We start from the raw sequence: 26,240 nt of genomic DNA on the forward strand, positions 1-26,240 counted from the left end.
CCATACAAACAATTCGGCATCATGCTAATGAATTCAAGTATAATACACAATCTTCATTTGACCCATCGTTCAACTTTCTCCCACAAGGTGTGTCGTGTCCGTACACAATATTCAAACTGCGCCCACAGCAAGTTTTTGGCAAGGTGCAAAAGATAGTCAGGCGATTATTTTCACCTATCTGCCTGTTTCTTTTGCTTTTGGTGTTTCTGCAACTCAATTCGGCTTTAGCGCATGGGAAGCCTTATTTTTATCCTGCTCGATGTATGCAGGAGCAAGTCAATTTTTAGTCGTTGCATTATTGGGCAATGGAACCTCAATTTGGATGACTGCTTTAACAGTGATTGCTTTGGATATTCGACATTTACTTTACGGCCCGGCCTTACAAAACCTGATTCAAGATCGTTTAAATCTCAAAAAAACTGCAATTTGGTCATGGGGTCTGACTGATGAAGTCTTTGCCTCAGGCATGATTAAACTGTCACAACGCCGTCAGGAATGGTCTGAATCATGGATGCTTGGACTGAGTTTATTTAGTTGGTTGTCTTGGGCATTAGGCTCTTTGTTAGGTGGATTATTTGCCGACCAAGTCACTAAAATGCCACAGTTTTTACAAGCGGCACTCGACTTTTTATTACCCGCGTTATTCCTTAGCTTCTTACTGGCCGCTTTTGAAAAGAAACACACCTTTGTTGTGGGAATCACCATTTTAGTGTCTGCCGTGGCTTGTTATTTTATTGACTTATCTGCTGCAATTTTTATTGGGATTTCTTCAGGTATTTTGGCGGGATTATTTAAACACTATGTATTAAAACAGCCCGACCCTGAACATACAGGAGCAAAATCATGAGTTTGGAAATTATTTTGGTCGGGATTGTGGTCGGTATCGCAAATTTCGCCTCACGTTTTGGGCCATTTTTTGTGATTCAAAAGTTTCAACAAGGCTCACGGCAACGTGGTGCGTTATGGCTCAAAATCGCTTTGAGCAGTATTGGCATTGCCGCAATTAGCTCTATGCTCGTAGTTGCAACCTTGCCACCTTTGCTTGAAACACCCAATAAAAGTTTTGCGATGTTAATTGGCTTTTTAATACTCACAAGTTTGTATTTTAAGTTTAAGAAAATCGTACCTGCCACACTTACCGCAGCCATCACCTATGGTTTAATTTATACCTATGTGCCATTTTCATTCTAATGTGTCTATGGCTTAGAGCTTGAATCGCCCAAATGATCTATTTCAAGATTCACTCTTAACTACTTTAAAGCACTGAATGCAATACAAGCAGATGACAAAATTATGAGTTTATTGCAAACAGGGCTTAACTCATAGAACAGTTCTGCTATGCTAAAAGCCCACTTTAGCAAGGACGATTCACATGAGCGTGACCATTGGTACTCCCCTTCAATCTTCTGCTTTTAAAGTTTTGCTATTGGGTTCAGGGGAACTCGGTAAAGAGGTGGTAATTTCACTGCAACGCTTAGGCGTAGAAGTACATGCTGCCGATCGCTACGACCATGCACCAGCCATGCAAGTCGCACATTATGCTTATACTTTAAACATGGCAGATGCCACAGAATTAAAACAATTGATTGAAAAAATTCAACCCAATTTAATTGTGCCTGAAATTGAGGCGATTGCGACATCCGTTTTACTGGAAATTGAAGCGCAGAATATTGCAACGGTCATTCCATCTGCCAAAGCAGTAAATTTGACGATGAACCGTGAAGGTATTCGTCGTTTAGCTGCCGAAGAATTAGGTTTACCAACATCAGCTTATCGCTTTGCCAATTCACTCGAATCTTTCCGTGCTGCGTGTGATGACATTGGTTATCCCAACTTTGTGAAACCTGTAATGTCATCTTCAGGCAAAGGACAATCACGTGTCACTTGTTTTGATGAAGTTGATACCGCTTGGGAATATGCCCAAACAGGCGGACGCGTCAATCAAGGCACAGTAATTGTGGAATCACAAATTGACTTCGATTTTGAAATTACCTTATTAACCGTACGTTCTAAAAACCCAGAAACTGGTGCGATCGAAACTTCATATTGCGAGCCAATTGGTCACCGTCAAGATGCAGGCGACTATGTAGAAAGCTGGCAACCTCAAGCTATGAGTGATGCTGCCTTGACTGAAGCCAAACGAATTGCACACAAAGTGACTACTGCATTAGGTGGTTGCGGTATTTTTGGTGTAGAACTATTTGTGAAAGGCGATAAAGTCTGGTTCAGTGAAGTATCTCCACGTCCACACGACACAGGTTTGGTGACATTGGCATCACAATTCCAAAGTGAATTTGAATTACATGCCCGCGCAATTTTAGGCTTACCTGTCAATACCACACGCCATAGCGTTGCAGCCAGTGCAGTGATTTATGCAGGTGTTGATGCAACAAATCTTTCATTTTCTGGCTTGAATCTTGCATTAGCACATCCCGATACAGATTTACGTTTATTTGGCAAGCCTCAAGGTTTTGAACGTCGTCGTATGGGTGTTGCGACTGCGCGTGCAGAAACCACAGAGAAAGCGCGTGAGCTAGCTCAGCATACTGCGGAGACTGTTCGCGTACATTTAAACGAAAATCAAAATTAAGCTCGTCATTGCATAACGGAATTGTCCATGATCATTACATTACCCTTGCTGAATTATGTAAAAAGCAACCATGACATTCAGGCCATTAACCAATGGCGCACCGATGTCGAAAATCAGCTACAACAATGTTTTGAAAATGGACAATCCATTCGTGAAGTGATTTTGGCGCGTTCTAACCTGATTGATGAAGCGCTCACCTTTTTATGGCAACATGCCGAATTAGACAAAACCGATTTAAGCCTATTTGCGGTGGGTGGCTATGGACGCAAAGAAATGCTCCCTTATTCCGATGTCGATATTATGGTGTTGTCGGAAGATGCAATCACAGCAGAACAAGAACAACTTATTTCGACTTTTATTTCGTCTTTATGGGATGTTGGCAATTTCAAACCTGCCATCAGCGTACGGACTATTCAAGACTGTGTGATTCAGGCAACCAGTGATTTGACTGTTGCAACCGCCTTGATTGAAGCACGTTTAATTACGGGAAATCAACAACTTAACAAATGGCCGCGTCGTATTGTTTCGCAAACTTGGACAGATAAAACATTCTTTGATGCCAAAATGGAGGAACAAAGCAAACGTTACGCGCAGCACAATGACACCGAAAGTAATTTAGAACCCGATATTAAAAATGCTCCCGGCGGTATTCGTGACATCAATCAGATTGGCTGGATTGCCAAACGCCATTTTCGGGTCAATCGTATTTACGACTTGGTGCATTTAGGTTTTATTTCAGAGTTTGAATTAGGTGTACTCGAAGAAGCTGAAAGCTTTTTATGGGAAATACGTCATCATCTCCACCGTTTGACCAAACGTGATGAAAACCGTTTATTGTTTGATTATCAAAGAGATATTGCAGCAACTTTTGGCTATGTTCGAGAGGAAGGTAAACCGCAAAATTACCCGATTGAACAATTTATGAAGCGTTATTATCGCTCTGCACAGCAAGTTTCCACTTTAAATGAAATGTTGCTGGCCTATTTTAATGAGTCGGTCATTACCCCGCGTTTGCCTAATTATGAACGTAACATTGAAGAAATTAATGAAAATTTTAAACTGGTCGATGGCAAACTTGCCGTGCAGCACCATAAAATTTTCTCAGAAAAACCAAGCGCAATTTTAGAAATTTTCTATTTATTGGCCAATCGTCCTGAAATTGAAGGAATTCGCGCACGAACACTGCGCCTGCTAACACTTGCAGCCAAGCGTATTGATCAAAGTTTCCGTGATGATACAACGCATCAAGCGCTGTTTATGGCAATTTTGCGCTCACCGCACCGCTTGTATAATACCTTGGTGACTATGAAACGCTTAGGTGTATTGGGCAATTACATCCCCGCTTTTGGTCAAATTACAGGTTTAATGCAATATGACCTGTTCCATATTTATACGGTGGATGCCCACACCTTACTGCTGGTGCGTAACTTGAGCCGCTTCAAAGAACCTGAATTCGCGAAAGATTTTCCTGTGGTCAGTTCGGTATTTCAGCGTTTAGCCCGTCGTGACATTATTTATTTGGCTGCGATTTTCCATGATATTGCTAAAGGTCGTCGTGGTGATCACAGTGAACTTGGTGCGGTAGATGCGATTGAGTTTTGCCGTAAACACGGATTTACTGAACGTGAATGTAACCTTGTGGCATGGTTAGTCAAAAATCACTTGTTGATGTCAGTCACAGCACAGAAAAAAGATATTTCTGACCCCGATGTGGTCAAGGAATTTGCCGAAAAAATGGGAGATATGGAGCATTTAGATTATCTCTATACCTTAACGGTTGCTGATATTAATGCGACTAATCCAACACTCTGGAACTCATGGCGTGCATCCTTAATGCGCCAACTTTATACGCAAGCGCGTGATGTCATTCGCTCAGGACTTGGGCGTCCCGTCGATTATCAAATGCTGATTGAAGACACCAAATTTGCGGCAAGCGAGTTACTGGTTAAAGATTTTGAACTCAGTGCTGTTGAAAAAGTCTGGCAAGAACTGGGCGATGAATACTTTATTAAAGAATCTGCCGATGAAATTGCATGGCATACCCGCGCGATTTTGGAGCATGGCGATAATCCTGCACCATTAGTGCTCATGCGCGCGCACCGAAAATCAGCACAAGACGCAGTACAAATCTTTATTTACACGCAAGACCAACCCAACCTATTTGCCACAACTGTCGCTATTTTAGACCGCATGAACCTTGACGTTCAGGATGCACGAATTATTACTGCGACCAAAGCCTTTAGTTTGGATACTTACGTGGTCTTAGACCGTTTTGGCACACTCTTAACAGACCCTGAACGTGAAGAAATGGTGATTGAGGCTTTAGTGAATGCCTTGAGCCAGTCAGATAAATATCCGGGTCTAATGCAACGTCGTATTCCGCGTCAATTACGTCATTTTGACATTGAAAACACAGTAGAAGTGACGTTCAATGCAGCACTGAATCAAAATATGGTTGAAATTGCCACACTAGATCATCCAGGTTTACTCGCCAAAATTGGTGGCTTGTTTATGATGCAAGGCTTAGATATTCACTCCGCCAAAATTGCCACCTTGGGCGAACGTGCCGAAGATATTTTCTTTGTCACCAAAAAAGATGGCAAACCAATGAATAAATCTGAAGCAGATACCTTTGCAATCCAGCTCAAAGCTGCTTTAGATGAGGCCTCTAATCAGGTCTGTGGTCAACATTAACTTCAATTTACGGAACATCCATGAACTCAAGTTTGTCCTTATTACATCCTTATCCTTTTGAAAAGCTAAACAAACTATTTCAGGACGTACAACCTGCAAATTTGCCGTTAATTCCACTGACTATAGGTGAGCCTAAACATCCTGCACCTGAATTTGTCAAGCAAGCCATTATTGATAATTTTCAGCATTTATCAACTTATCCAAACAGCAAAGGTCTGCCTGAGTTACGTCACAGCATTGCCAATTGGCTGACACAACGCTTTCATTTAAAGCAAGTTAATCCAGACACACAAGTTCTCCCAGTTTCAGGAACACGTGAAGCGATTTTTTCCTTCGTACAAGCCTTGATTCGACGTGAAGATGCACCTTATGTAGTGATGCCCAATCCATTTTATCAAATTTATGAAGGGGCAACTTTATTGGCAGGCGCTCAACCCTATTTCATCAATTGCACCGAAGACAATAATTACTTGGGTGATTTTGATGCCGTACCTGCAGAAGTCTGGGAGAAAACCGCATTATTGTTTGTCTGTACACCGGGAAATCCAACGGGTGCAGTCCTTTCAAAAGCACAATTTAAAAAGCTGATTGCCCTTTCAGATCAATATAATTTTGTCATTGCATCCGATGAATGTTATTCAGAATTATGGTTTGACCAAGCGCCTACAGGTTTACTGGAAGTCTGTGCCGAACTTGGACGCGATGACTACAAAAACTGTATCGTATTCCATTCTTTGTCTAAACGCTCAAACTTACCTGGTATGCGCTCAGGCTTTGTTGCGGGCGATGCCAACTTATTAAAACCTTATTTGCAATATCGTACCTATCATGGTGCGGCAATGCCTGTACAACACCAATTAGCCTCTATTGCAGCTTGGGATGATGAACAGCACGTTGAAGATAACCGTATACAATATCGCGCCAAGTTTGAATTATTTCAAACGGAGCTTGGGCATTTATTGCCATTAAAAAAACCAGATGCAGGTTTTTATTACTGGCTCAAAGTCGATCATGATGAAAACTTTGCGAAAATGTTGATGGAAAAAGCGCATATTAAAGTGCTTCCAGGGCGATATTTATCTCGTGAAACTGCACAAGGTAACCCAGGTGAAAACCATGTTCGCTTAGCTTTGGTTGCAGATTTGGCACAATGTGAACAAGTAATTCAACGTCTTAAAGCAATTTTATAAGTTAATGATTTCAATTATATTTAAGGCGATCATCTTATCGCCTTAATTATCTTATTTGCACAAGCGCGAACCTTTATCGTAAAGCCTTTTCAATTTCCGCCTGTAAATCCTCAGGTTTGGTGGTCGGAGCAAAGCGGTTCAATACCTTGCCATCTTTACCAATTAAAAACTTAGTGAAATTCCATTTAATTCCATTACCCAAAATACCTTTACTGTTGTTGGTCAGGTAACGGAAAATCGCATGTGCTTCAGGACCTTTTACATCAATTTTATTAAACATTGGAAAACTGACACCATAGTTTTTTTGGCAGAAGCTCCCAATTTGCTCATTGGAGCCCGGATCTTGCCCACCAAACTGATTGCACGGGAAGCCCAATATTTCTAGCCCCTGATCTTTGTATTGTTGATATAACTTTTCTAAACCTGCAAATTGAGGCGTAAAACCACATTTACTGGCTGTATTTACAATCAACAAAACTTTCCCTTCATAATCACTAAAGGCTTTATTTTGTCCATCTAACAACTCGGCTTCAAATTGATAAATGTTAGTCATGGATAATTTTCCTCATCATTTTTTTCTTCTGTTTTGAGTTCTAAAGAAGCCGAATTGACACAATAGCGTAATCCCGTTGGCTGTGGGCCATCATTAAAAACATGCCCTAAATGTGCGTCACAATGATGACAAACAATCTCGGTACGCTGCATACCATGCGAGTCATCCTGATGCTCCTCAATCACCCCTGGCTGAAGGGGACGAAAGAAACTTGGCCAACCGCAACCGCTGTCATATTTTGTTTCTGATGAGAAAAGCGCTGTACCGCAACAACGACAGGTATAAATACCCTCTTGTTGAGTATTCCAATATCTCCCCGTAAAAGCAGGCTCTGTACCTTTTTGACGTGTAATCCGAAATTCCTCTGGTGATAACTCTCTTTGCCATTCTCGGTCTGTTTTATTGAGTTTTCCCATCACTAACTCCTTTAAATCTTTGACATTCAGTGTCATGCTTCAGTACTTCTATATTTACGCTAGAGCTTGCAAAATATCTAGCTAAATTTCAGCATAGATTGTGATATTTCAGTAATCTATAATTTATTTATCTTCTTATCATTGGATGCAACTATGTCCGTACTAGGTAACACGACACCACGCGAAATAAAAAAATCATCAAAACTTGAGCATGTATGCTACGACATTCGCGGACCTGTGTTACGAGCGGCCAATGAAATGGAAGAGGCCGGCCATAAAATTATTAAACTGAATATTGGCAACCCTGCCCCATTCGGTTTTGAAGCGCCACAGGAAATTATTAATGATGTTGCATTGAACTTACCCAATGCAATTGGTTATACCGACTCCAAAGGAATTTTCCCTGCACGTAAAGCAATTTGTCAATACTATCAGCAAAAAGGCATTTTCGATATGCATGTCAATGATGTGTATATTGGCAACGGCGTATCTGAACTGATTGTTATGGCAATGCAAGGCTTGTTGGACGATGGCGATGAAATGCTGGTGCCTATGCCTGACTACCCGCTTTGGACTGCAGCAGTAAATTTATCGGGCGGTACTGCCATTCATTACAAATGTGATGAAGAAAACTTTTGGTATCCAGACATTGCTGATATGGAAAGTAAAATCACGCCAAATACGCGTGGTATTGTCATTATTAACCCCAATAACCCAACGGGTGCGGTTTATCCACGTCATGTGTTGGAACAAATTGTAGCGTTGGCAAAAAAATATGACTTAATTTTATTTGCCGATGAAATTTATGACAAAATTATTTATGACGGCATTGAGCATGTTGCAGTTGCGGCTTTAGCAGGTGATCAGCTCTGTATTTCATTCAATGGCTTGTCTAAATCGTATCACATCGCAGGCTTCCGTTCGGGCTGGATGGCAATTACAGGCGATAAATCACGTGCTGCAGACTACATTGAAGGTTTAGACATGCTGGCGTCTATGCGTTTGTGCGCCAACCATCAGGCGCAATACGCGATTCAAACGGCATTGGGTGGTTATCAGTCTATCAATGACTTAATTCGTCCAGGTGGTCGTTTATACGAACAACGTAACATTGCATGGGAAATGCTGAACGACATTCCTGGTGTGTCTTGTGTCAAACCTGAAGGCGCAATGTATTGCTTTCCGAAACTTGATCCAAACGTCTATCCAATTGAAGATGACGAAAAGTTAATGCTCGATTTACTCAAAGCAGAAAAAGTTTTGTTGGTTCAAGGTACAGGTTTTAACTGGCCAACGCCTGATCATTTCCGTGTGGTGTTCTTGCCAGCAGAAAATGAATTACGTGAAGCAATGACACGTTTAGGTCGTTTCTTGGCAAAAATCCGCTAAGACTTCACCGAATCTCTGTTGTAAAATGCCGTGTTAAACACGGCATTTTTTATGGATTTGATTTTTATCTCTATTTTATCTTTACACGTTTTATTCATCACCACACAGTTACACAGCAAAGCAATAACATGCTACTTTGGGAGACACTTTTACACACCAGTAAAAGCATGCTGTAATAGTCACAAACAATTAAGTTCCAGGAATCGAGCATGCACTACCAAGTCCATCTTATTGATGCGCAAAAGCCATCACAAAACTATATTTGGTTGCTTGAACATTGTGCCAGCAAACAAGTGGTGGTCGTTGACCCGACCGATGCCAAACCTGTTGAAAATTTTTGTCAAAATCATGGTTTAGATATTGCACAAATTTGGTTGACGCATTGGCATCAAGACCATATTGGCGGTGTGCCTGAACTCATTGCAAAACGCAATTTACCCGTTTATGGGCCACGTGAAGAATTAAGCAAAATTCCGTTTATCACACATCCATTACTAAACCAAGACCATTTTAATTTTCATGATTTACAGGTTGATGTTATTTCCGTTCCGGGACATACCTTGGGGCACATAGTGTATTTTATAGATGCGTTGGATGTATTGTTCTGTGGCGACACTTTATTTGCGATGGGCTGTGGGCGCGTTTTTGAAGGTACACATTTGCAAATGTATCAATCTTTAAACCGTTTGGCTGCCCTGCCTCCGCGTACTCAAATATATTGCACTCATGAATATACATTGGCAAATGCCAAATTTGCACTGCATGTAGAACCAGACAATGTTTCCATTCAAGAGCGTTATCAACAGATTGAAAGTTTACGCATGCTTAATCAACCCACTTTACCGAGCAGCATCGAACTAGAACTGGCAACCAATCCATTTTTAAGAGCCGAAAGTGTCGAAGAATTTCAGAAATTACGTGAACTTAAAGATAACTTTTAAATTGACGAATAGTTGATGAAACGTGCGATATTTCATATGTTACAGCGGCTTTGTTGCACAAAGATTTCATAACTATATGATTTTAAAAGTTTTGATTGCTTTTTGATCCAAAATTAAATTTATTTAAATCAGATGCTTACATATTTATGCAACAAAGCCCCTCTATGTTAATGCTGAAAATAAATACAGTCTATAATTAAAAATTATTAACAAAATATTTCCAAGTCATCTTTAGGCAATACATTTTAAACCTTAAAATAAATTGCACCATTTTAATAAAAATAATAAATATCAATATCTTAAAAATTTAGAATTCTTTTGAAATATTCTATTTTCTTAAAAGAACTTTAGATTTCGCAAAATCAGTGAAAAAAATATCAAAGATATACAGTGCTGCCCTTTAAAAATTCAAGAAATATCCCTATTAATATTTAAATGAATGGATGGGAGTTCTCTCGTGAAAAAAGTTGTTAAAGCAAAAAATTTAATTGCGTTTCGTATTTGGTTAGAAAAATTAGGCTATTCAGTCAAAAATTTGGCGGATGGTCACGGTTTCACTTTTAGCTTTCAAAAAGAGTATGGTTTGGTTACGTGTGAACTTTCAGGTAACGCTTTAGCAATGAAATTAGGCGAGGAATTTGAAGACCATTTAAAAGCATAAATATTGATACAATACCGATAAGTATGCGATAACGGTTGAACTTGATAGGATGCAAAAATAAAAATTCAAATCGTATTTCATCAACATTTAAAGATGATCTTGCCCATAACCTGTTTGTGGGTTTTTTATGCTGAATTTTAAATCTTGAAATGTATCAAAGCTTTGTCAAAGAGATGCAAGGATTCAAAGCTAAAATAACAGGCAATAAAAAAGCAAGGTCATTGCCTTGCTCTTTAATGTATGGTGGGGACGGAGAGACTCGAACTCTCACACCTCGCGGCGCTGGAACCTAAATCCAGTGCGTCTACCAATTTCGCCACGTCCCCAACATTGGGTACCAACTCAGTTGTTGGATTTTGATTTGGCAGAGGATCAAGGATTCGAACCTTGACGAACGGTTTTGGAGACCGTCATGCTACCATTACACCAATCCTCTGCAACTTAAAATCAAGCTAGCTTGATGTTTAAGTGGTGGGGACGGAGAGACTCGAACTCTCACACCTCGCGGCGCTGGAACCTAAATCCAGTGCGTCTACCAATTTCGCCACGTCCCCGATGGCTGTGTATATTATAGAGATCACTTCCTGATGACAAGCCTTTTTTATAAAAAAGCACAATGACTGTTTAAATAAAAAACAAAAACCTATTTTTTGATTTTTTCTTCTGAATATTCAGCCACTAAGCCATAATTTCAACTCAGCAATACTCGACGCACGCTGTGAATAGGGCTTTGCTAACATGTGATTCAGTAGTGGTAAAAATGCTTGTAGATGCGCAGGAATTTGAATATGCAATCTTTGACAGTGCAAATACGCCCAATCATGATAACTGTTTGCCTGTAAGCGTTGTTGCGTTAACCATTCATAAAAAATAATACCTAAAGCATAAATATCACTTTGTGCAGTTTTAGGCTGCCCGTGAAATAACTCTGGCGCCATATAACGCAGTGTAGCGGTTATCTCCTGACATTGAATATCTGTAACTTTCTGTACTTGCTCGAAATCTAATAACTTGATTTGTCCATCAAACTGTACAAGATGTTCAGCTTTTAAGTCGGCATGAATCCAATCCAATTGATGCAATGCTTCCACCGCTTCAAAGACACGCCAAAATATGTGTTTAATCTCTTCTGTATGCTCAGGTAAATTACCCATGGCAAGAACGGCTTTTGCTTCAGGCAGAATCAAAGCACGTGAATAGACCTGTGAATAATGAAATGAAATGTCATGTGAATTACCATGCGACTGAATATGAATGGGTACAGCATCCATCAATTGACATGGCAATAAAAAAGATAAATGTAATGATTGCGCGTACTGTTTATAAAAGTTCCATTCTTGTGCAAAGCCCTGCTCTACTGTCGCATGAACACCTGGTTGTTGGGCTTTAAGCCAATAAAACTGCCCTTGGTGTTCAAAACGATAGATATGCCGACCATGTTGCAAACTTTTTGCTTTACTACGCAACTCGAACTGCGCAAAGTCTAACCGTTCAATATCCAAATTCAAAACATTAAACAACACTTACACCAGGGCGAATTTCTGCTGAGACTTCACTAGATACTGCTCTTTGAGGTGCAGTTAGTAACTCTAAGCAATGTTGCAAAGTTTTACCAACACGTGCATGCGTTTCAATTGATGAAATTTTGGGCCAAGTCGCGCGTTCGCCCTCACGCTGCAAAATTTTAAACAATTGCGGTTTCGGGTTTTGCAGCATATATGTGTAATGGCGCAGGTTGTAGCTTCCTACAATATTCACATCACCATAATAGCGCTGATCGACAATGCCATAACCATGATCTAACAAACGACGCACTGGCGGTACAGCACCTGCACGCTCACGTACAAAATCCATTACCCCACGGCTAATCACTTTGCCCTGACGACGAATAATCCGTTCTGGCCAACTCAGCATATCTTTGCGATAACGCTTAATATCATCCTGCATAAACGGCACTACATGTGGATTAACCTGACTGGCAATAGTGTAATTAATATTATATAAACGTGCCATTTTTTCCTGCGGGAAATCGCTACGCACACTGCCATCCACCCAGCGGGTTTTGCCCATATACGGAGTGTGTTCGCCATCATAGCGCTTGTTGGTTAAACGTACTGGTGGGAATAAAATTGGCACAGCACACGAGGCCAACACTGCACTCCAAACCAATAAATCTGGCGCAGTAAAGCTATTCATAATGCGTGAGTCTTGTGATGCATCATAAGGCGCAACCGCCACATTAATATGTAAACCTGATTTTTGAAAAGCTTCTTGAAATGTTGTATCGCCTAAGTTTTTGATGAGGAATTTTTTTAAATAATGCACATCGGCAATTCCCCCATTGCCTTTAATAATTTCCCGCATTTGTCTAAATTGAAATGCTTCGTGGAAAAATGACTCCCCCCCCAATATATGTTGTACTTCTTCAGGTTTTGAAATGCCTAACATTGCAGTCATTATTGCGCCTGCACTCGAACCCGATAGCACTTTAGGCATTAAATCTTGTTCAAACAATGCCTTACAAACACCTGTGTGAAATAAACCTAGCGTTGCACCACCAGAGAACATCAATGCAGGTTGTCCGTATGCCGTTTGGCATTGCTGAAAAAAATCTATTTTTTCTGATTTGGTGAAAGCCTGACATTCATCTGAAGCGACAAAAGCCAAACTTTTGCTGACCTCATCAACATAATCTTCAATAATTTTTTTTGTACCCACATAAGTTGCAGTGAACAACATTGGATGGGCAATATTGGCGATGTCAAAAGTTAAACCTTCACGCAATATATAAATTAAATCGCGACTGCGGTCGGTAGTGCGGTAGCGGCGTAATAAATTTAAACGATGCGAAATAATTTCCGCGTCAAAATATGGTGAACTGTTGTCATATTTCCATTCTTGTGCACCAGTTTCTTCATCTATACGAATGGCAATACTTTTCCATTCTTCATAAGATTCGGCATTTTGTATTTGGCGCTTGAGCTTTTTTATGCGATAGGCTTGATGCGGATTAACATCTTCGGTAAAACCTTTAAATAACATAGCCTTCCTCGATCCTTTAGTTTATTCGCAGCACTACGCTTGCCTATGCCTACTATACACAACAATATCTAAAAATTTGTCGTACGCGTCAATGACTCAACACACTTTGATTGTCAACTCTAGGTCAATTGCGCTAGTCTTAAAGTGTAGCAATATGATCTGAATTTTTTAAGCTGAATTATCATGGCAAACCTAGATTTACCCGACAACTTTTTATTATCACTTTCGCATGTACTCCAACAACTACAGCAAAGTTTACCTGCTTTAAAACAAGAAACCGACTTTTCTGCTATTGCATTCAAATGGCAAGATCAACAATTGATGGCGATTCAACAACCAAGAAAAATAGATTTAGATGATTTAAAAGGGATCGAAAAGCAAAAAGAAAAAGTCATTCAAAACACATTGCAGTTTTTAAATGGCTTACCTGCAAATGATGTGTTACTTACAGGTTCTCGCGGTACGGGCAAATCATCTATTGTACGAGCCTTGCTGACTGAGTATGCCAATCAAGGATTACGTTTAATTGAAATTGAACGTGATGATTTGTCTGAATTACCAGAAATTCAAAAAATCATTCAGCATCGCCCTGAGAAATTTATTGTCTATTGCGATGATTTAGCTTTTAACGCAGAAGATGAAAATTATCGTACTTTAAAAAGTGTTTTAGATGGTTCATTACAATCAGGTTCCAGTAATTTTATTATCTATGCGACCAGTAACAGACGTCATCTGCTGCCTGAATTTATGCACGAAAACACACCTGTCACTCGTGTAGATGTACCACAATATACTGAATTGCATCCCCAAGAAGCGATTGAGGAAAAAATTTCGCTGTCCGATCGTTTCGGGATGTGGCTGTCGTTTTATCCAATGGATCAGAATCTGTATTTAGAAATTGTCGAGCATTATCTGCAAAAGGCGGAGATGGAGCTCACCGCTGAAGCGCGTGCCGAAGCTTTACGCTGGTGTCAGGCGCGTGGGCAGCGTTCTGGTCGTGCCGCTTATCAATTCTCGAAGCACTGGATTGGGTCTGCGCAGTTAAAATCTTTGTAAAATGTTTCAATTCATTCAATGCCCAATAAACTTATTGGGCTTTTTCTAATTTAAATGGCATATCTAAAATATCAACTATCCGACTGAAAATGTGATGCTAATACCGTCCACTCTGGTAATTCAGCATAATCCTGATCTGCAACGAGTGTGGGTATCCAAGCAGTTTTCGACTGAAGACAAAAATTTAATCGCCGCTCTGGTTGAAGATTATTTTCCAGTAGACCTAAAGGAATCCACATATAATCCGTTTTTCCCACTTGATTAGGTACAGGGGATCCACATTGAGTACAAAAAGATGAGGTAAAGCCACTGTCCTTCTTATAAGTATGGACAGTATTCTTAGCGGATTCCCAGTTAAAATTTTGCTGAAGAACTAAGGTTGCAGCATTTGCACCAGTACCACTCTGCTTTCGGCACAAACTGCAATGACAATGATAAATTGTATGAATTTTCTGTTGAATGGAAAAATTAACCTGTCCACATAAACAACGTCCCGTATACATCTTTTATTCTCACAACTTATTTTTAATTCGTAGTTTGGCATAGAGTTTAAATAAAGCCGAACACCTTCAACAAGATTTATCATGTTGATACAAATGAAAAAAGAGGCTTTTACACCACTGCTGTCCCACAATTTTTCACAAGAGGAAGCTTAAATAAGCTTCCTCTTGTTTAATGGGATTTTATCGGGTGAGAATAAAGCTTTTAACGTTTTTCTTTCAAACAAATTCACTTGAATGATTCTGAGTAAGCGCTGCACTGTCCAGCCTTCTTTCCCCAGATGTTGAGCGAAACTCACCAGCAAATAGGCGATTAACGCGATCCAAATTTGAGTTTGTATGGCATTACGGCTTCGACCTAGAAATGACTTTAATTTTAAATTCTGTTTAAGTGCTTTAAAGAACAGTTCCACTTTCCAACGGTCTTTATAAATTGCAGCAATCGTTGATGCTGCCAGATGAAAGTTATTACTCAGAAACTCAAACGTCCTGTTCTTATCGGCATCATAAAATTCTATACGTCTTAATAATTTGGGAGCACCTCTTTTCTTTGCATGAGCACTACTTAATTCAATCCACTCATCCGCAATAATACCTTTAGATGCTAATACGCTGCGGCTAGATTTCACTTGATAAACTGTCTTTGGGCGCAATCGGGTGACAAAGCTGACCTTTTGATGAGTCAATTGGGCAAACCATTGATAATCAATATATCCTTTGTCAAATACGACAATACTGCCAGCAGGAAATTTAAATGCTCTGCCTTGTACCATATCATTTTCAATGCCATCCCCAAGCGCCACAAATTCAGGAATGGTATTGCTGTGATTTAAGCCAACGCTAAGTTTCATGCTGGCTTTGGATTCATGCACTTTGGCCCATTCACATAAGGAAAGTGACAGATCAATATGGCTGGCATCCAGGGAATATAAGGGATTCTTAAAGCGGAATTTATGAGCTACTTTTGAGTGTTCATAAGATTTAAGCAAGGTGTAAAATAGCTGTTCATACAAGCCTGCAGGCTGTTCCTGATTGATTCGAGCCAGTGTACTGCGAGGGATAGACTTTGCTCCGAGAGCATTCAGCTTTTCTTGTTGACACTCTAGATTAGATTGAATATCCCGCAGACTTTGTCTGCAGGAAAGTTGAGACATCAGTATGGCAATGAACTGATCCCATCTTGAAGCAGCTCTAAATTTCTGACCGACATGATGTATTTGAACAAGACGTTCAAAATCTTGTCGGAGTATGGGTTTAATCAATTGATGAAATACGGTATTCTGATATGACAAAACCTGAGTCCTTGGTCGTTAAAGTGTTGGTTCGCACTTATATTTTAACGATTCAGACTCAGGTTTTTTTATTTAAATCAAACTATGGGACAGCAGTGGCTTTTACACCTCTTTTCATCAACCCGCTTTATGCTTCGTTTGGATTACTTAATTCCGTCATCGGCCAACGTGGTGTAGTCGTTACAGATAAACCATCTTGTTGCCCTGCTTTTAAACGCTGATAACCCGCAAAAGCAATCATTGCACCATTGTCGGTACATAATGCAGGTTCTGCATAATAAACTGCTGCACGAATTTTAGCTAAATCCGCTTCTAAACGCTCACGTAAACGAGTATTTGCGCTCACACCACCAGCGATCACCAAGCGTTTTAAACCCGTTTGTTTTAAAGCTTTTACCGATTTTTTCACCAAAGTATCAACAATCGCTTCTTGGAAACTTGCCGCAATGTCTGCATCACGGTTTGCATCACCCAACTTTTTCATTTGTACTGAAACCGCAGTTTTTAAACCACTAAATGAAAATTCTAAGCCTTGGTGCAACATTGGACGTGGAAATTCAAAGGTTGTGGCATCGCCTTGTTCGGCTAATTTGGCAATATTTGGCCCACCCGGGTACGGTAAACCCATCATTTTAGCAACCTTGTCAAAAGCCTCGCCCGCAGCATCATCAATCGACTCACCTAACAATTCATATTGGCCAATGCCATAAGCTGCCATGAGCTGTGTATGTCCACCCGAAACCAATAAAGCGACAAACGGAAATTCTGGTGGTGTCGCAGACAACAATGGTGCAAGCATGTGCCCTTCCATGTGATGCACCCCAATTGCGGGTTTATTTAAGGCAAAAGCTAAAGTTCGCCCAAATAATGCACCTGTCATGAGTGCGCCCATTAGCCCCGGTCCACGTGTATACGCCACGGCATCAATTTCAGATTTTTTGACTTGACTCTGCTCAAGCAATTGATTGATTAAAGGAATAAGTTTACGCACATGGTCGCGTGATGCCAATTCAGGTACCACACCACCATATTCTGCATGCAATTTAATTTGGCTATACAGTACTTGCCCACGCAAACCTAACTCGCTGTCATACAGCGCAAGTCCTGTTTCATCACAAGATGTTTCTAAGCCTAAAACGATCATTAAATTGCCTATAACCTGTATCAATTCTATTGCGAAACCTATTATAGACTTGTGATATGAGATGTAAATGAGTAAAATACTGACCTTCACTTGTGATCGTGGGCAATTTCGCCCAGATCTTATCCATAACTTAATGAGGATTCTTCATGCCACAAGTTAAATTGAAAGAAGGCGAACCAGTAGACGTAGCTATCCGTCGTTTCAAACGTTCTTGCGAAAAAGCAGGTGTTTTAGCTGACGTACGTAAGCGTGAATTCTACGAAAAACCAACTCAAGAACGTAAGCGCAAAAAAGCGGCTGCTGTTAAACGCTACCAAAAGAAATTGGCGCGTGAATCAGTACGTACTACTCGCCTTTACTAATTAATTTGTGATTGCCTGTCTGGATTAAATGATGACGACTTTAAAAAACCAAATCACTGACGTTTTAAAAGCGACTATGCGCGCTAAAGAAATGGATAAGTTAACGGTAATTCGTAGTCTACAGGCAGCAATTAAGCAAATCGAAGTCGATGAGCGCAAAGAGCTTGACGATGCTCAGGTTCTTGCGGTCATTGAAAAGCAAATTAAACAACGTAAAGAATCGGTTAAAGCCTTTGAAGGCGCTGGCCGAGAAGATTTAGCTAGTAAGGAACAAGCCGAAATTGAGGTGTTATCTCAGTTTCTACCAGAAGCTATGACTGAGGAAGAACTTGATTCCATGATTGCGCAAACCATTCAAGCGCAACAAGCTACTAGCATGAAAGATATGGGTAAGGTGATGAACTCTCTGCGTCCGCTCATAGCCGGGCGCGCCGATCCTGCACAAGTATCTGCAAAAATTAAAGCTAAATTAAGCTAATTAGCTCATCCCAAATTTGTGTTTATCCAAATATCCATTTAAAAGTCAGATTAAACCTGTTTAATCTATCTTTCGCTAATACTATTCAGTAAAATGCTAAACAAGGATGAGATAACTATTACTCACCCTTAGACACTTTTGCTTTAACTTTTTACTTTAAATCGCAGTTCACTTGATACTTTTTCAGCAATTGCATTTCTTTAGATGTACTGACCTGCTGAATCACATCCTGTTTATTAATATTTTGATAACGACGATCCAAATAGGCACGGTTTTCATCAGCTGCCTGATATAAACGATCGACATAACGACTAACAATGCCGCAAAACTGCTGCTGTTGCTGCGAATTAAAACCCTGCTGTTGTGGGTTTAAACCCCGTAAAAACTGTCGAATATCTTGTTTATATTGCGTATTAATTTCTTCGACAGCCAACACATACTGCTCTGCGCTCGCAGCATAAACATTTGGCAAGCTCATCCCCAAAATAAGGCATAAATAAATATATTTTTTCATTTTCAATACAGGGTAATTTCAACTCAATTTCGAGTTCTATTTTAGCATTGTATATTCAGTGAATGACTATTCTCACGACTCAATTACCAAAAAGTTCGGTTTGTATTGCGCAAAAGCTTGCTCACATGGTTCGGGAACTTTGCCTTGTATCACAGTTCCTAAACGCAAACGAATAATATCGGGTAAATCTAGCCGATAAGAATAAATCGGGCTGCCACATTCCTGACAAAATACTCGTGCTTTATTGGGACTATGAAAATATTCTTTTAGGTATTTTAAGCCACGTACCACTTCAAAATGTTCACGTGCAACTGGACTATTCCATCCCATAATACCACCTTGCGCACGGCGGCAATGCTGGCAAAAACATAATATTGTTTTTTCAATTTCGGCATGGTAACGGTAATACACCGCACCACATAAACATTGTCCCTCAATCATTCTTAAACTCCTTTTCTTTATTGTTATGCCACCATTTATACGCCCGACTTATATTTTTAACTGTCGCTCTCTTTGCATTTCAGTCACACGGTTTTTTATATTTGCCGACATCGCCTGATTATCTTTGGCTAAGCGCTGGGCGTGCAGTAATGATTTAATCGCCTCTTCTTCCCAACCTGACCAATACTGTACTTCTGCACGATACCGTAACACATTTACCGTGCGTAATGCAGAACTTCGGTCTGCATTTGCCGCTTGCTGCATTAAATTCCAGGCCGATAAATCACGCGGATTTTTTTGCAAGAAATCCTTCAAAATACTTTCTGCCTGTGCGGTTTGATTTTGACGAATCAAAACCTCTGCCCATTTATAATTCAGTGCACGATTTTCAGGCATAATTCGCGCAGGCGAGCTAATTGTTTTGAGCGCCAAATCAATTTTATTTTGTCCTAAATAAATGTCAGTTTGAATAAGTGTAAATAAATTATGTAAACGATTGTGATTTTTAGCCTGATCTATGGTTTGCTGCGCCAAAACAAAATCGCCTTGCTGGCTATAAAAATAAGCCAAAGCCAACTGTGCAGCAAAATGGTTACGGGTTGCAAATGCTTTGAGCTGTTGTTCTGTCGCCTGCTGAGAAACCACCAAGCTATATAACTTTAAAATTTCAAAGTCTTCATCACGCAGCGAGGTTGGCACAGGTGGTAATTGATTGGCACGTAAACGCGCCTCACTCATCCTCTCTGAAGTTAAGGGATGGGTAAACCAAAAGTCTGGTAAGAAGCTGACTCGGCTGGTGGTACGGTGCATCACTTCAAAAAAATCTGCCATGCTTTGTGGGTTATAGCCTGCGCTATACATATATTGCATGCCTATACGGTCTGCTTCACGTTCCTGATTGCGGCTATAGGTCAATTGCTGATCCATTAAAGCGGCTTGAGAACCCATCATCACTGCTGCGCCAGCATCACCATCAGCTTGTGAGGCAACCAATGCCCCAACCAAAACTCCAGCCAGTGCCAACAAGCCCTGCCCTTTAAATGCCTCTTGTGATCGGCTGTAATGACGTTGCGACACATGGGCAATTTCGTGCGCCATTACACCAGCAACTTCATCCATATTACGGGCAGAATTAATAAGACCGGTATTTAACGCAAATAAACCGCCTGGCACAGCAAAGGCATTAATTTGTGGATCATTGATAATAAGTAACCCAATAGGTTGCCCCAGTTGAGTTTGGCTGAGTAGATGCGAAAACGTATTGATTAAATGATCTTCTAGCCACGGGTTTTGTGTGACAGGCATTTTACGCTGCACTTCCCGATAGACTTTTTCACCAATACTGCGTTCTTTTTGCTGATCAATTAAACCCACACCACTGCCAATTTCAGGCACATTAAATTGTGCTGTGGTGGTTAAATTGGCACTTTGGGTAGTCGCAATACTGGCAAAACTCAAACCGCAGATCAGTAATACACGTTTCAATGGATGATCTCAAATACATATCTTGCATAATGATTGACTATAACATTGAAAAATGAACGCATTTGCAATGATGTGTTATCAATTTTTATCCAGTCACTTGTAACTTTAGGGCGTATAGCAAGCAGGATTAACCACATATTGTGGACGACGTCCTTCCAGCGCATCAACCAAATTTTTATAAGCTAAATTTGCCATTTTTTTACGAGTTGCTGTAGTTGCAGAACCAATATGCGGCAAAGTGACGACATTGTCTAACTCAAATAATGGTGATTCTTGCAGGGGTTCTTTGTCATAGACATCCAAAGCTGCGGCAAAAATTTTGCCTGCTTGCAAGGTCTGGATTAGTGCCTGTTCATCAATGACCGAACCACGCGAAATATTGACCAAAATTGCATGTGACTGCATTAAATCCAGTTCACGCTGACCAATTAAGGCTTTAGAATCCACATTTAAATCGACTACCAGCACCACAAAATCAGACTGTTGTAGCAATTCATCCAGACTCAAATATTCCGCATTAAATGCTTGCGCCACTTCCATTTTTTCACGACGATTATGGTACACCACGTTCATATTAAAACCATGAAATGCACGACGCGCGATAGCAGCACCAATATGCCCTAAACCTACAATACCAATAGTTTTACCATAAATGTTCTGTCCAAACTGCGCTGCGCCAACAGTACTTTTCCATTGTCCTTGTTTAGTCCACCGATCTAAATATGGCACTTGTCGTGCTGCACTCATCAATAAGGTAAAGGCTAAATCGGCTGTAGTTTCAGTCAAGACATGCGGTGTATGGCAGAGGCTAATCTTTTGTTGGGTTAAATAATCTACATCATAGTTGTCATAACCGACACTAACACTCGAAATCACTTTGAGTTTGTTTGCAGTATGCAAGTTGCTTTGATTAAGCAAACGCCCTGCACCAATCATGCCATCGGCATCTTGCACATGCTCAAGCAACTGTTGATTCACATCACCCAATTTAGGGCTGACCTGCACCACCTGATAATCTTGCTCTAGCTTACTTAAAATTTCTGCATCAATTTGACTAAACACCACCACTTTTTTACGCATGATTATCCCTGTTCCTTGTCTCTAATTACTTAAATAGGTAAATTTTTGAATATCAAAATCGACTTAGGCTTTGAGCTGTCACGATGTGGCTTGGATCGCATCCCACAGGCTTTTTTTCAACAGTGGCTGATCTAGCATTTCTTGCAAACTGGCTAAATGCAAACACTGTTCAGATTTAAAATGCGGTAAATGACCTAAAATCAGCATGTTTTTATCAGCGCTTAAAACATCAACAAAACCTTGTACATAATTTTCTACCCCTATGCCGTCTTGTAATACTTCTAAGGCAAAAGGCCATTGTAATACATGATATTCAGCCTGCAGCGCATGCTGAATATTACGCCACAATTGTTGCTGTTTCTGACTCAATGCAGTGCTTTCTACCAAAATAACACAATGTGGTAACTGTAAAGCTTCAATGCTAAAGGCTTCGACCTGAAGTATCACACGCGCTTCAGGAATATCGTCTGGCGCAACCACTTCCACCGCTGTATGTTGAGGAGATGGTTCTTGCGCGGGCTCTTCGAGAATAGTTGACTGTTGTTGTTTTGATTGCTGATTGACTGTAGCTAGAACAATAATTTCACTGTGTAATTCAGGGGCAGCTAAATCGCGCCAAAGCGATGATTGTGGCAAAGTTTGAGGCACAGCAGTTCTAGAAACCCAAATATCGATCCCCAAACTGGCTAAAATCTCACGCTGATGCGCCATCATGTTTATCATCACCTAGCTAATTTTTCGCTGCACATTTTCATCACAGAAGAATATACAAGATAGCACCTATTCTACCTAGAAAGGCTGCACAATGCTGTGCTTTCTTTCACCCAATCTGACCTATTCGTATTTTTCTCAAAATCTGCTTTAAACACACCTAATCAATCAGTGTCACACAATCATCAAACTGTTTTGTTTTTGCATTTGCTCGACAATTTCTTCGGTTTTAAAACCTAAACGCCAATAGAGCAACTCCAAAACATCCAATTCATCTTGGGTGATAATACGGTCATTCCACAAACAAATTTCAGCAATGCCCAACACCATCAGTCGATCACGCAGCAGCAAACCTGCCATATCATTTAAAATTTCTGATAAATCGATGGGTTCATCTGAGATTTCTTCATAAGCAATCAATTCATCTGCAGTTAAAATACGCTCTAAAATACGTTCTCGTACATCTAACTGATTGACGCTATTAATCTGCTGCACATGCAATAAAGCATCAATTAAACGTACAATTTGCGGTTTCACTTCATGTAATGCTGCAGGCGTATGTAAGGGCAGCAAATTTAATTCAAACTTAATTCGCTCTAGCAGCAAAGCATCTAATAAACCAATCTCACCATCTTCCTGAATGATTTTTGCCAGTTTGGTTAAAAACTGCCGCGCGATACTCAGCGGCATACCGCTAATATTTTTACATGCATCATGGAAAATAGAGATATGTACTCGCCCATCCAAATTTAATAATGCATCTACAATTGCACGGCTTACTTCTGCTTCAGCAGGAATAAATTCACGATATTGGCGAATCATCAAAATGGCAACAATCACTTCACGTGAACCCGTTGCCGTTTGTAAGGCACGCTGAATCAACTCTGGACGCGGCATGTTATTGCGAATTTCAGGCTTGAGAGGCTTCATTGCATCATTAATTGCAAAGCTAATTGGTGATAAGCGCAGCAAAGGTAAAGGTTGTGGAGAGCTCCACGGTGCATAATATTCCGCATTCATTTCTTCTAGTGAGCGAAATAGGCTAAATAAAGGTTGATTGCGTAAACGCTTCAGATTTTCCAACTGCAAATCTTGTACTAAAGTTGGATCAAGTTCAAAAATACGTGCTTCGATACTTGGATGAATATTCATCCAACTTTGCGGGCTGAGCGAATTGGCAAAACACATATGCGAGATAGATTCAGAATATTCACTATGAATTTGCGAACCCGCATGATGCACATAAATTCGCAGCAAAGTTTGAATATTGGCATTGTTTTGAATCAAGCGCTTGGTTTTTAAATCATTTTTAAAAGTACGTCCGCTTAAGCTAATGTATTTAATGAAGCGAGTAATCAACACTCCCAAACTACCCAATAACCAAATGCCACCACCCACAGCAACAAAAAAAGTTGCCAGTTTATGTGGCGGTGCATCACGATGCTGTCCAAAGCCAAGTTTGGCGATGCTACTGCCCCACTTACTCAACGTGGTTAGACTACTGTAGAGGATTTTAAGCTTAGTATTATCAATGGTTTCACCGCTCAAAATATGGTTAAACTCATGGCTAAGTAGTCCATATAGCTCTTGTTCATCCAAGTTTTGTAAAGCACCCCAAGTCAAAATAATCACAATATCTTTATGACTAAAACCTGCAGTTAAGGCATTTACCCCAATTTCATCGGGCAATACATATACGGTGGGTCCTTGAATTTGAAAAGTATCTGCCAATTGTTCGCTCAGTTTAAGTGCAGTACTTTCTTCTGGGGTACTTTCAAACTGGGTTAAACGACGCGCACCCAATTGTTTTGCCAAGGAGTGACCGCCTGAACGAAAAACATAAAATTCCAAAATGACGGATACCGTCATAATCAGCACTAAAACTGTAATCCAGTATGGGCTTAGACTGTGCCAATAGATGGACTGGCTTGAATCCACATAATAAACCAACAGACCCAAAACTGTGTTTAAGATAAACAGGGTCAAAGCGACTGCAACCAAACATAAAATTGCAGACCAAATCATATTTTTGTTTTTAATCAAGTAACTACTCACAGACCTCAATGTAAACATCCTGAATTACATTGTATTTGAGCCACCATCATAAATGAAAAAAGCGGGAATTTCCCGCTTTTCTCAATGAGCTGATCAGAAAAAGAATTAACTCTCTTTCACACCAGTTAAGTCTACTGACGCAGCATCAATATTGACATCAATATAACCATCTTTGCCTTTTTTAGCGAAGTCGTTACGCTTTTGTTCAAGATCATTCAGATAAGCTTCATCAATTCCGCCAGCCACATACACACCATCAAATACTGAACAATCAAATTCAGTCAAATGCGGTACTTTATGGGTACGAACGGCTTGTTTTAAGTCTTCTAAATCTTGGAAAATTAAGCGGTCTGCACCAATAATTTCACGAATTTCTTCGACATTACGGTTAGACGCAATTAACTCATCTTTGGCTGGCATATCAATACCATACACATTTGGATATTTCACCATTGGCGCTGCCGAAGCAAAGAATACTTTTTTCGCACCTGCATCACGTGCCATTTGGATGATTTCGTTACAAGTCGTACCACGGACAATCGAGTCATCCACCAACAGTACATTTTTGCCTTTAAACTCAAGCTCAACAGGGTTCAGTTTTTGGCGCACTGATTTTTTTCGCAATTGCTGACCTGGCATAATAAAGGTACGTCCGATATAGCGGTTTTTCATAAAACCTTCACGGAATTTAACCCCTAAAATATTTGCCAACTCTAAAGCCGAGGTACGGGATGTATCAGGAATGGGAATCACTACATCAATATCGTGCTGCTCGCCCCATTCTTTGGAAATTTTATGCGCCAGTTTTTCACCCATTTTTAAACGGGCTTTATACACAGAAATGCCATCAATGGTCGCATCTGGACGGGCAAAGTACACATATTCAAAAATACATGGACGATATTGAGGTTTAGCGGCACATTGCTGGATAAATAACTCACCAGCATCATTTATAAAAATTGCTTCACCCGGTGCGATATCACGCTCAACTTTAAAGCCCAGTGCAGTAATTGCCACAGATTCTGATGCAATAATATATTCCATACCCTGTTCAGTTTCACGTGAACCATAAATCAACGGGCGAATACCATTCGGGTCACGGAAGCCAACCAAGCCCTGACCTGTAATCATTGCAACGACACCATAGGCGCCCTTACAGCGCTCATGCACACGGCTGATCACATGAAAAATATCCTCAGGTGTCGGGTTTAATTTGCCAAGTTTTTGCAATTCATGTGCAAATACGTTCAATAACACTTCAGAATCAGAATCGGTGTTCATGTGACGTAAATCTGTTTTAAACAGATCTTCGTGAATTTCTTCGGCATTGGTCAAATTCCCATTGTGTGCCAAAGTAATCCCGTACGGCGAGTTCACATAAAATGGCTGTGCTTCGGCACTGCTTGAGGAACCAGCAGTTGGATAACGCACGTGCCCGATACCATAATTACCTTGCAATGCACGCATGTGACGCGTATGGAATACATCACGCACCATACCATTATCTTTACGCAAGAATAAACGCCCATTGTGGCAAGTTACGATCCCAGCTGCATCCTGTCCACGATGTTGTAACATCGTTAATGCATCAAACAACATTTGGTTGACAGGTAATTTACCAGCTATACCAACAACTCCACACATAG

General features: G+C 40.3%; 25 protein-coding genes and 3 tRNA genes. 11 read left to right on the forward strand and 17 right to left on the reverse strand.

Annotated features, from left to right (window positions below):
- Positions 1-109 precede the first annotated feature (109 nt).
- The 5 genes from L6C30_RS04090 (at position 110) to dapC (ending at position 6,474) form a co-directional block, all read left to right on the forward strand.
- Complete coding sequence (locus L6C30_RS04090; protein ID WP_236162468.1) at positions 110-847, forward strand: AzlC family ABC transporter permease; 738 nt, start codon at positions 110-112, stop codon at positions 845-847.
- Entirely contained in the window at positions 844-1,191 is a 348-nt protein-coding gene (ygaH, locus tag L6C30_RS04095; protein ID WP_236162414.1) for an L-valine transporter subunit YgaH, read from the forward strand. Before L6C30_RS04090 ends, ygaH begins: the two co-directional genes overlap by 4 nt.
- Before the next feature lie 181 nt (positions 1,192-1,372).
- Positions 1,373-2,590, forward strand: a complete 1,218-nt coding sequence (gene purT / locus L6C30_RS04100) for a formate-dependent phosphoribosylglycinamide formyltransferase (protein WP_070155963.1) — start codon at positions 1,373-1,375, stop codon at positions 2,588-2,590.
- Positions 2,591-2,617: 27 nt separating this feature from the next.
- Positions 2,618-5,284 carry a [protein-PII] uridylyltransferase gene (glnD, locus tag L6C30_RS04105; RefSeq protein WP_236162413.1) on the forward strand — a complete coding sequence of 889 codons (2,667 nt, stop codon included), beginning with the start codon at positions 2,618-2,620 and terminating at the stop codon, positions 5,282-5,284.
- A 20-nt stretch (positions 5,285-5,304) separates the two neighbouring features.
- Positions 5,305-6,474 (forward strand): succinyldiaminopimelate transaminase, encoded by a 1,170-nt coding sequence (gene dapC, locus L6C30_RS04110; RefSeq protein WP_236162412.1) that lies wholly within the window; start codon positions 5,305-5,307, stop codon positions 6,472-6,474.
- Positions 6,475-6,547: 73 nt separating this feature from the next.
- Here the strand turns inward: dapC and L6C30_RS04115 are convergent, their stop codons facing one another.
- The gene (locus tag L6C30_RS04115; protein ID WP_070155973.1) at positions 6,548-7,027 is read right to left on the reverse strand and encodes a glutathione peroxidase; all 480 of its coding nucleotides are present in this window, start codon (positions 7,025-7,027) and stop codon (positions 6,548-6,550) included.
- Entirely contained in the window at positions 7,024-7,443 is a 420-nt protein-coding gene (msrB, locus tag L6C30_RS04120; protein WP_070155976.1) for a peptide-methionine (R)-S-oxide reductase MsrB, read from the reverse strand. The genes L6C30_RS04115 and msrB overlap by 4 nt, the downstream gene beginning before the upstream one ends.
- Positions 7,444-7,596: 153 nt before the next feature.
- Between msrB and L6C30_RS04125 the strand changes: the two genes are divergently transcribed.
- The 3 genes from L6C30_RS04125 (at position 7,597) to L6C30_RS04135 (ending at position 10,434) form a co-directional block, all read left to right on the forward strand.
- Entirely contained in the window at positions 7,597-8,832 is a 1,236-nt protein-coding gene (locus L6C30_RS04125; RefSeq protein ID WP_236163409.1) for a pyridoxal phosphate-dependent aminotransferase, read from the forward strand.
- A 209-nt stretch (positions 8,833-9,041) separates the two neighbouring features.
- Complete coding sequence (gene gloB, locus L6C30_RS04130) at positions 9,042-9,773, forward strand: hydroxyacylglutathione hydrolase (RefSeq protein ID WP_236162410.1); 732 nt, start codon at positions 9,042-9,044, stop codon at positions 9,771-9,773.
- A gap of 457 nt (positions 9,774-10,230) precedes the next feature.
- A complete protein-coding gene (locus L6C30_RS04135) occupies positions 10,231-10,434 on the forward strand; it encodes a hypothetical protein (RefSeq protein ID WP_004971452.1) in 204 nt (67 codons plus the stop codon).
- Positions 10,435-10,675: 241 nt separating this feature from the next.
- On the opposite strand, the gene L6C30_RS04140 is transcribed toward L6C30_RS04135, so the two are convergent.
- The 5 genes from L6C30_RS04140 to L6C30_RS04160 form a co-directional block, all read right to left on the reverse strand.
- A tRNA-Leu gene (locus L6C30_RS04140) sits at positions 10,676-10,760 on the reverse strand.
- A 36-nt stretch (positions 10,761-10,796) separates the two neighbouring features.
- Positions 10,797-10,870 (reverse strand) — tRNA-Trp (locus L6C30_RS04145).
- A gap of 33 nt (positions 10,871-10,903) precedes the next feature.
- Positions 10,904-10,988, reverse strand: a tRNA-Leu gene (locus tag L6C30_RS04150).
- Between the two features lie 117 nt (positions 10,989-11,105).
- A complete protein-coding gene (locus L6C30_RS04155) occupies positions 11,106-11,957 on the reverse strand; it encodes a protein kinase (protein WP_236162409.1) in 852 nt (283 codons plus the stop codon).
- Positions 11,947-13,476, reverse strand: coding sequence for a DUF3336 domain-containing protein (locus L6C30_RS04160; protein ID WP_236162408.1), 1,530 nt, complete (start codon positions 13,474-13,476; stop codon positions 11,947-11,949). Before L6C30_RS04160 ends, L6C30_RS04155 begins: the two co-directional genes overlap by 11 nt.
- A gap of 183 nt (positions 13,477-13,659) precedes the next feature.
- Between L6C30_RS04160 and L6C30_RS04165 the strand changes: the two genes are divergently transcribed.
- Complete coding sequence (locus L6C30_RS04165; protein ID WP_236162407.1) at positions 13,660-14,532, forward strand: ATP-binding protein; 873 nt, start codon at positions 13,660-13,662, stop codon at positions 14,530-14,532.
- A 71-nt stretch (positions 14,533-14,603) separates the two neighbouring features.
- Here the strand turns inward: L6C30_RS04165 and L6C30_RS04170 are convergent, their stop codons facing one another.
- The 3 genes from L6C30_RS04170 to tsaD form a co-directional block, all read right to left on the reverse strand.
- Complete coding sequence (locus tag L6C30_RS04170; protein WP_070155986.1) at positions 14,604-15,035, reverse strand: GFA family protein; 432 nt, start codon at positions 15,033-15,035, stop codon at positions 14,604-14,606.
- Between the two features lie 149 nt (positions 15,036-15,184).
- Positions 15,185-16,324: an IS4 family transposase gene (locus L6C30_RS04175; RefSeq protein ID WP_236162406.1), complete on the reverse strand. Its 1,140-nt coding sequence runs from the start codon at positions 16,322-16,324 to the stop codon at positions 15,185-15,187.
- A 127-nt stretch (positions 16,325-16,451) separates the two neighbouring features.
- Complete coding sequence (gene tsaD / locus L6C30_RS04180) at positions 16,452-17,468, reverse strand: tRNA (adenosine(37)-N6)-threonylcarbamoyltransferase complex transferase subunit TsaD (protein ID WP_230244364.1); 1,017 nt, start codon at positions 17,466-17,468, stop codon at positions 16,452-16,454.
- Positions 17,469-17,614: 146 nt separating this feature from the next.
- Between tsaD and rpsU the strand changes: the two genes are divergently transcribed.
- Together rpsU and L6C30_RS04190 are read left to right on the forward strand one after the other, a co-directional pair.
- Complete coding sequence (gene rpsU, locus L6C30_RS04185) at positions 17,615-17,830, forward strand: 30S ribosomal protein S21 (protein ID WP_001136722.1); 216 nt, start codon at positions 17,615-17,617, stop codon at positions 17,828-17,830.
- A 31-nt stretch (positions 17,831-17,861) separates the two neighbouring features.
- Positions 17,862-18,308, forward strand: a complete 447-nt coding sequence (locus tag L6C30_RS04190; RefSeq protein WP_104851814.1) for a GatB/YqeY domain-containing protein — start codon at positions 17,862-17,864, stop codon at positions 18,306-18,308.
- Positions 18,309-18,459: 151 nt separating this feature from the next.
- Here the strand turns inward: L6C30_RS04190 and L6C30_RS04195 are convergent, their stop codons facing one another.
- From L6C30_RS04195 to purF, 7 genes are all read right to left on the reverse strand, one after another.
- Positions 18,460-18,822, reverse strand: coding sequence for a hypothetical protein (locus L6C30_RS04195; protein WP_230244362.1), 363 nt, complete (start codon positions 18,820-18,822; stop codon positions 18,460-18,462).
- A 72-nt stretch (positions 18,823-18,894) separates the two neighbouring features.
- Positions 18,895-19,263 (reverse strand): GFA family protein, encoded by a 369-nt coding sequence (locus L6C30_RS04200; RefSeq protein ID WP_230244360.1) that lies wholly within the window; start codon positions 19,261-19,263, stop codon positions 18,895-18,897.
- Between the two features lie 48 nt (positions 19,264-19,311).
- Positions 19,312-20,748 carry a M48 family metalloprotease gene (locus L6C30_RS04205; protein WP_236162405.1) on the reverse strand — a complete coding sequence of 479 codons (1,437 nt, stop codon included), beginning with the start codon at positions 20,746-20,748 and terminating at the stop codon, positions 19,312-19,314.
- A gap of 105 nt (positions 20,749-20,853) precedes the next feature.
- Positions 20,854-21,828, reverse strand: a complete 975-nt coding sequence (locus L6C30_RS04210) for a D-glycerate dehydrogenase (RefSeq protein WP_070155997.1) — start codon at positions 21,826-21,828, stop codon at positions 20,854-20,856.
- A 78-nt stretch (positions 21,829-21,906) separates the two neighbouring features.
- Entirely contained in the window at positions 21,907-22,542 is a 636-nt protein-coding gene (locus tag L6C30_RS04215; RefSeq protein ID WP_026438175.1) for a hypothetical protein, read from the reverse strand.
- Between the two features lie 171 nt (positions 22,543-22,713).
- Positions 22,714-24,603, reverse strand: coding sequence for a M48 family metallopeptidase (locus L6C30_RS04220; protein WP_236162467.1), 1,890 nt, complete (start codon positions 24,601-24,603; stop codon positions 22,714-22,716).
- A gap of 96 nt (positions 24,604-24,699) precedes the next feature.
- Positions 24,700-26,238 (reverse strand): amidophosphoribosyltransferase, encoded by a 1,539-nt coding sequence (gene purF / locus L6C30_RS04225; protein WP_230244349.1) that lies wholly within the window; start codon positions 26,236-26,238, stop codon positions 24,700-24,702.
- Positions 26,239-26,240: the final 2 nt, after the last annotated feature.

The organism is Acinetobacter sp. KAM396 (assembly GCF_021602765.1).
Lineage (GTDB): Bacteria > Pseudomonadota > Gammaproteobacteria > Pseudomonadales > Moraxellaceae > Acinetobacter > Acinetobacter towneri_A.